Source organism: Arthrobacter sp. TS-15, assembly GCF_006964045.1.
Classification (GTDB): domain Bacteria; phylum Actinomycetota; class Actinomycetes; order Actinomycetales; family Micrococcaceae; genus Arthrobacter.
Genome location: NZ_SDXQ01000010.1, coordinates 43,056 through 50,073, shown reverse-complemented (window position 1 = coordinate 50,073; position 7,018 = coordinate 43,056). Strand labels below are relative to the sequence as shown.

General features: G+C 63.1%; 4 protein-coding genes. 3 read left to right on the top strand and 1 reads right to left on the bottom strand.

From position 1 onward, the window contains the following. Nucleotides 1-19: 19 nt before the first annotated feature. Nucleotides 20-1,333 (bottom strand): zinc metallochaperone AztD, encoded by a 1,314-nt coding sequence (aztD, locus tag EU811_RS04915; RefSeq protein ID WP_187697080.1) that lies wholly within the window; start codon nucleotides 1,331-1,333, stop codon nucleotides 20-22. A gap of 300 nt (nucleotides 1,334-1,633) precedes the next feature. Between aztD and EU811_RS24545 the strand changes: the two genes are divergently transcribed. From EU811_RS24545 to EU811_RS04900, 3 genes are all read left to right on the top strand, one after another. Then, nucleotides 1,634-5,995: a rhamnogalacturonan lyase family protein gene (locus tag EU811_RS24545; RefSeq protein ID WP_142937379.1), complete on the top strand. Its 4,362-nt coding sequence runs from the start codon at nucleotides 1,634-1,636 to the stop codon at nucleotides 5,993-5,995. Between the two features lie 94 nt (nucleotides 5,996-6,089). Then, on the top strand, nucleotides 6,090-6,422 hold the full coding sequence (locus tag EU811_RS04905) for a PEP-utilizing enzyme (protein WP_142937378.1): 333 nt from the start codon (nucleotides 6,090-6,092) through the stop codon (nucleotides 6,420-6,422). Next, nucleotides 6,419-6,982, top strand: coding sequence for a hypothetical protein (locus EU811_RS04900; RefSeq protein ID WP_142937377.1), 564 nt, complete (start codon nucleotides 6,419-6,421; stop codon nucleotides 6,980-6,982). The genes EU811_RS04905 and EU811_RS04900 overlap by 4 nt, the downstream gene beginning before the upstream one ends. Nucleotides 6,983-7,018 lie beyond the last annotated feature (36 nt).

The window sequence follows — 7,018 nt, the reverse complement described above, 5'->3', positions numbered from 1 at the left end:
AAACCATACGGCCGCAGTTCTAGCCCTTGACGCCCGTCAGCTCGTTCGGCACATGCTCCAGCTGGGCCGACTTCTTCACTTTGCCCGCCTTCAGGTCCACCGCGTGAATGGTGCTGGTGGCCGGTTCGGTGACGAACGCCGTCGAGCCTTGAACGAAGAGCGTGGGCCGCGGGTCCTGCCACGTGGTGGACTCTTCCCACGCGCCGACAACGGGAATGGTGGACGTGATCTCGCCGGAGATTGGATCAATAACGCGCAATCCACCGTCAGTGCCGAGCACCAGCGCTTCACCCGAAGGTCCGCGACCCAACGAACGGAAGGAGTAGCTGGCCCCGGTGTCCACCAGCTTCAACGTGGCGGCTTCGGTGTTGACCAGCGAGATCCGGGTAGGCCGCTCGAGCTCGGCGGCCTTATCCACTTTGTAGTCACCGAGAATGACGGGCGACTTTTCTGAACCCGCCTGGTTCCCCATCCGCCCGTAGGCGTCAGGGCTGGCCACCTTGGTGATGGCGCCGTCCTTGTAAATCAGCATTCCGTTTTCGCATCCGACCACTACGGCCTCGCCTGCGGCTACTGCCTCGCCGTGAACGCCGGGGCATTCTTCGTTGCGCAGTACTTCCTTGCGGTCCTGGCCTTTGCCTTCGGAGAGGACGGCGATTCCGGAACGGCCCTCCTCATTGCCGAGGGTCACCAGCAACTTGCCGTCTTCGAGCTCCACTGCCACACCGTGATGGGCCTCGGGCGTGGTGTAGACGTCGGTCGAAGGAAGCTTTCCATCCTCCACGGCAGCGGCCAGCGCGGATGTTTCGAAGCTCTCCACCTTGCCGGAACCATCGTTGAACAGCACGGTCTTGCCGCCATGCAGTACCACGTGACCGGCCTTGTCCGCCGCAAAAGCCAACTCAGTCAACGTGGGCTCAGCTACGTAGTGGTGGCTGTGATCTCCATGCGGCTCGGTCCAGGCGCCGGCGTCGAAGAGGCGGAAGGAGTCGCCGGTGGACACGAAGACGTGTCGGCCGTCGCCGGCCGGATTCAGGCGATTGAAACCGGACATTTCCGCACTTCCCACCTGCTCAAGCGAGGCCGCGTCCAGTACCGCAATGCCGGCGTCGTGGGTATAGACGAGCCGCGGAGTGGGGGCGCCGGCCTCCTTCGCACTGGGAGTGGAGGCGGCCGAGGGCGTTGCATCGACCGCCTTGCCCACCGAGCCGCCGGGAGTGGCGCAGGACGCCAGCAACAGAGCAGAAAGTCCGACGGCGGCGATCGGCAGGGCGCGGAGGCGGCGGTTGCGCGGGGCTAGGACAGGGGACATGAAGGTGGGGTGATGAGGCATGAGTTAATGATATTGATTCTCATTTATAGAGCAAATCGATGCTGGGGTGACGCTGTCACACTTCACGACAATGAACACAAAACAACAAATACTCCCGTCAATTCCTTGACTCGTGATTTCAAACACTGGTAAACATGTCCCACCGGGCAAGCGTTTTCCAGCTGCTCCACTCTCATCCCTCAGCCGGCGGCCTCCCCTCCGCCACACCACCATGGATGCGCCTCCCGGGTTGATGAAACGATACAAAGTCCGACAGTGTGGCCGGTACTCACCCCCACGCGTCATCAAAGGAGATGTTCGGTGAAACACCCCCCTCAACGCGCGGTCAGAACAGGCGCAACCGCCCTGACTGCCGCCGTCGCCTCGGCTGCCCTCGCCTTTACAGGGCTCCCTGCAGCGCATGCCCAAACGCCGCTCCCCCCAGCCGGAAGCGGGTTCAAGTTCGACTTTGGCCCCGGCGCCGTGGCCGACGGATACACGCAAGTGAACGCAGGCAGCGCCTATAGCCCCACCACGAAGTTCGGTTTCACGGACACCGCCGTCACCTCCGGGACTGACAGGGGCACCCCAGACGCCTTGCGCAGCGACTTCGTCCAAGCCCATGGAAGCTCCTTCCAGGTAGACCTTCCCAATGGCGACTACACCGTGAAGCTCATTGCAGGCGACGCAGCGGAAGCCACCAACATCGCTATCACTGCCGAGAAAATGGCCAAAGTGCAGGCCACCGACAAGCCGGCCGGCCAGTTCCTGGAAATGGAATTCCCCATCTCCTTGGTGGACGGTCAACTCAATCTGGACATCACCGGAACCGCCGCCAAGATCAACTCGCTGGTCATCGCAGCCCGCGCTCCCCGCACGGCAACAACGGACCCGGGTGTTTATTTGGCCGGCGACTCCACCGTGCAGACGTACGACCCCGGCTACGCACCCCAGGCGGGGTGGGGCCAAATGATCGACCGCTACCTGGACGACAAAGTCCCCGTATACAACCACGCGATCGGCGGCCGTAGCTCCAAGAACTTCATCAGCCAGGGCCGCCTTGACGAGATCCTCCGCGTCATCAACCCCGGCGATTACCTCATGGTCCAGTTCGGCCACAATGACGCAACCATCGGCGTCGACGACCGCTACGCGTCCCCGGCAGACTACAAGGAATACCTGCGCACTTACGTCAACGGTGCCCGCCAACGTGGCGCCACCCCCATCCTGGTGACCCCAGTGGGGCGCCGGGACTTCGACGCCGCCACCGGCAAGTTCCGCGTCAGCTTCCCGGAGTACGTGGACAAGATGAAGGAACTCGCGGCAGAAGAGAACGTGGCACTGGTGGATCTGTCCGCCCTCAGCCGCGGCTACTACGACCAAATCGGACCGGAAGAAGCCAAGTCGGTCTTCCTCCATGTCGACGCCGGTGTGTACCCCGGGCGTCCGAGCGGCACCGCTGACGACACCCACTTCCAGGAATACGGCGCCATCCAGATTGCCCGCCTGCTCGCCGGCGGCATGAAGCAGCTCAACGTTCCGCTGGCGTCGCGCGTCCAGGAGGTCACGCCGCCGTCGAACGTTCCTGCCAAGCCGCAAGGCCTGGTTGCCGGCAGCGTCTCCAACGCCGGCGCCCTGCTCAAATGGCAGCAGGTAGAGGGAGCGGACATTTACAAGATCTACCGCAAACTGTCCACTGAACCGGACAGCGCCTACAAGCTGGCCACCACCTCCACCATTCCCACCACCAACCTGAACGGCCTCGCCGAAGGCACCGCCTACACCGTCCGCGTGGCAGCAATGAACGGCAAAGGACTGTCCGAGTACAGCGATGCGTTGGCCTTGACCACCAAGCAGGCCACGTACAAGTTCGACTTCGGACCAGTCGGCGCGCCGGTGGAGGCCGGTTACACCGAGGTCAACCGCACCATGGCGTACTCTGCCGAGCGCGGTTATGGCTTCAAGGACATCACGGTCCTCAGCGATCGCGACCGCGGCGCAACCACCACCAACCTGCTCCGGGACTTCGTCCTCAGCGGCGCCAGCTTCGAATTTCAGCTGGACGTCCCCAACGGCACGTACGCCCTGAAGACGTACCACAGCGACTGGATCGGCTCCACGCGGACTGACATCGCCGTGGAAGGCAAGGGCTTCGGCACCGTCACCTCCGGCAAAGCCGCGTCCGCCACCAAGGTCATCAACGAGGTCCTGGTAACCGACGGTCAACTCAACCTGAGCATCAGTGGTTCCGGCCAGCGCCTCAACGGGCTCGAAGTAACCCCGCTGCTGGTTGGCCCCACTAACCTCAAAACCACGTCCGTTGACGCAGCCGCCCAGCCGCCCGTCGTCGGACTTTCCTGGGATGCTGTTGGCGACGCCGCCAGCTACCGCGTCTTCCGTCAGGCACCCTTCGAGACGTCCGCGCAGCTGATTGCAGAGAACGTCGCCGACCCCGCGTTTTCGGACACCACCGCCACAGCGGGACTGCCCTACAAGTACTACGTCACTGCCCTAGACCGCACAGGCCTGGAGTCCGTCCCGTCCAACACTTTGGACGTACCGCTGATCGACCCCGGAACTGCAGCGCCCGCCGCACCGGGGAAGCTGAAAACCAAGAAGGTGGAAAAGACCAGCGTTTCGCTTCAGTGGGGCGAGGTTAAGGGCTCGACGGCGTACCTCGTCTATCGCTCGACGGCAGCTGACGGGGCATTCACCTACGTAGGTAAAGCCGACGACAAGAAGTTCACCGACACCACCGTCCTGACCACCATCAAGTACTACTACCGGGTGACGGCCCTGAACGCCGGCGGGGAATCGGCTCCGTCTGAAACCGTCGGCACCGACGACGTGGTGGTTCTGGACCGCCAGATGGAGAAGCTGGACCGGGCACCTGTCGCGATACCCACGGCGGAGGGCATCCGGATCGGCTGGCGCATGCTCGGCCTCGATGAAGACAAGATCGGCTTCGACGTTTTCCGTGACGGCAAGAAGATCACGTCCTCACCCGTCACCAACAGCACCAGTTACCTGGACACCACCGGAACCGCGGCCTCGAAGTACGTGATCAAAGTAGCCGGCGGTGGAAACAGCGGCGAAAAGGAGACCAAGGAATTCAGCCCCCTGGCGCAGGACTACCTGGCCATCAAACTGGATAAGCCAGCCGACGATTACACCAAGGACGGGCAGCCTTACAGCTACTCGGCCGGTGACGCCACAGTTGCCGACCTTGACGGTGACGGCCGGTACGAGATCATCCAAATGTGGTCTCCGTCCAACTCCAAGGACAACTCGCAGGCCGGGTACACGGGCACCGTTTACGTGGACGCCTACACCATGGATGGCACCAAGCTCTGGCGCATCAACCTCGGCCAGAACATCCGTGCCGGCGCGCACTACACCCAACTCCTGGCCTACGACTTCGACGGCGACGGCAAGGCTGAAGTGGCCATGAAGACCGCCGACGGGACCCGGGACGCTGCTGGTACCGTGATCGGCAATGCCAACGCAGATCACCGGAACAGCAGCGGTTACGTCCTTACCGGTCCGGAATTCCTGACGGTCTTCCATGGGCAGACGGGCACCATCATGGACACCGTGGCGTATGACCCGCCGCGCGGTGACGTGGGCGCCTGGGGTGACACGTACGGCAACCGCGTGGACCGCTTCCTGGGCGCCGTCGCCTACCTCGACGGCGAGCACCCGTCCATGATGTTCAGCCGCGGTTACTACACCCGCGCAGTCCTGGCCACCTACGACCTGGTGGGCGGCAAAATCGTGAAGCGCTGGGTGTTCGACTCCAACGTTTCCGGCGATCAGTACCGGAGTATGGGCAACCACAACCTGTCCGTGGCTGATGTGGATGCCGATGGCAAGGACGAGTTCATCTTCGGCTCCATGACCATCGATGACAATGGCCAGCCGCTCTACACCACGGGCCTGGGCCATGGAGATGCCATCCACACCAGCGACCTGGATCCATCCCGTCCGGGCCTGGAAACCTTTGCAGTCCACGAAGACATGGCATCCAGCGGGAACCTTGGAGCCACCTTCCGCGACTCCGCCACGGGTGAAGTGCTCTGGAGCATCCCCGCGGCCAGGGATACCGGCCGTGGAGCCTCCGGAGATATCGACCCGCGCTACCTGGGTGCTGAAGGGTGGGCGGTCGGCGGCGACGCTGCGTGGAACTCCCCGGTAGGCGAACTGCGCTCGGCCAAGGGTGAGCTGATTTCCACCAGTATCCCGGCGGCCAACTTCCTGGCGTGGTGGGACGGCGATCTGCTCCGGGAAATCGTGGACCACGACTGGGACGTCGCAAGCACCAGCGGCACCCCGAGCATCAGCAAGTGGAACTGGAACACCCAAAACAGCGATCGCCTGCTGACGGCCACCGGCGCGCGGACCAACAACAGCACCAAGGGCACCCCGGCTATCCAGGCCGATCTGCTGGGCGATTGGCGGGAAGAAATTGCCTGGCGTTCTGCGGACAGCACGGAACTTCGGATCTACACCACCACGTCTGGTACCGACGTCCGGCTCCGCACCCTGATGCACGATCCTGTGTACCGGCTCTCGGTTGCCCGCGAGAATATCGCTTACAACCAGCCGCCGCATCCGGGCTTCTATATCGGTGTGGGCATGGACGCTCCTTCTATGCCGAATATTGCATATACGGGAGGTCAGTGAGTCCTTTTACTGAGATGGGCACTGCCCCGGCGCCTGCTGGTGCCGGGGCAGTGCTTATCGTCGATAAATGCTTTTCAGTGGTAGAAATAGCCAAATGATGACCATTCTTACCGGAGTCGGCGCCAGCACTGGTAGAGCCCTCGGCGCTGCCCGGCTCATCCACGGTCCCGACGAGTTCGGCCGCTTCCAGTCCGGCGATGTTCTGGTGTGCCGCACCACCGACCCCGCCTGGACGCCTCTCTTCGGAATGGCATCAGCGGTGGTCACGGAAACCGGCGGAATGTTGTCACACGCTGCGATCGTCGCCCGGGAGTTTGGGATACCTGCCGTACTGGGCGTCCGGGATGCGCTGGACCTGCTTGCCGATGGAGAACCGTTGGCCATCGACGGAGCCCAGGGGACAGTCAGCCTGATGGACGGAAAATGACGCACCTCACCTTGCACGCTGTCCGCCTCCTTGGTTTCGCTGACACACAGTCGGTGGCGGCCCGCTTCTCGCAAGACCCCGCGGTGGTGGAGTTCCAGCTCATCGACGCCGGGGTGAACGGCTTCGTTTCGCACAGTACTTTCGCTGGGGTCAGCGGTTGGTCGTTGTCCAATCTCGGGAGAAGCGAAAACGAGCGGTTGCTGGCGGAGGAACTGGACCGTGCGCGCGCACGGGACGCGGTGATGGCTGTCCACGCCGATTTCGCGGACATCAACACCGGCGTCGTGGAGGCCTGCAGCGCCGTCCAACTGCAAACGTCGCCCGGTGAAGAGGCCATGGATGTCCTGATAGGCGCCTTGGCGTCGTGGCGTCCACTCGAAGCGCAGTTATCCGGCGTGCTTCCTCGCTTTGAGGGCTACTCCCAGCGTCTGTTGCGCGCACTCAAGCTCGCTGTCCAGGACACAGCGTGGCTCACGGCCACCGACCGCGACTCCTTCCACCGGGTCTGGTTCGAACTCCATGAGGATCTCATCGCCACCCTCGGCATCCAGCGCGGGTAGGCACACCGCCGCCTTTGGACTTCGTCACGTAACAGA

Excerpts from the sequence above, each read along its gene's own strand:
- aztD (WP_187697080.1), bottom strand. The coding sequence starts at position 1,333 with ATGCCTCATCACCCCACCTTCATGTCCCCTGTCCTAGCCCCGCGCAAC.
- EU811_RS04905 (WP_142937378.1), top strand. The coding sequence starts at position 6,090 with ATGATGACCATTCTTACCGGAGTCGGCGCCAGCACTGGTAGAGCCCTC.
- EU811_RS04900 (WP_142937377.1), top strand. The coding sequence starts at position 6,419 with ATGACGCACCTCACCTTGCACGCTGTCCGCCTCCTTGGTTTCGCTGAC.